The 282-nt window shown below is 52.8% G+C and carries 1 protein-coding gene; it reads right to left on the bottom strand.

Annotated elements, in window-relative coordinates; genetic code table 11:
* Positions 1 to 282, bottom strand: a 282-nt coding sequence (locus Q4563_RS19340; RefSeq protein WP_303605669.1) for a glutamine amidotransferase-related protein, incomplete at both ends; no start/stop codon positions are given.

Raw genomic sequence — 282 nt, 5'->3', positions numbered from 1 at the left:
GTGTTTTTATCAATCACCAAAGAATGATAACGGGTCGCCTGATAGGGATTGGTCAGGCCCTTGAACACACCGACATCGCCATGATGAATGGCCGATAATTTACCATGCATGACCTGTCCGGCTCGTACGATGGTGCCGCCAAATACCTGCCCAATCGATTGATGGCCCAAACAAATTCCCAAAATTGGCACCTTGCCGGCAAAGTGCCGGATAGCGGCCATCGACATTCCGGCTTCATTCGGCGTGCAAGGCCCCGGGGAAATAACCAGGTGATCAGGAGCC

It is taken from the genome of Gilvimarinus sp. 1_MG-2023 (genome assembly GCF_030548285.1).
This window is presented reverse-complemented; position numbering and strand designations above follow the sequence as displayed.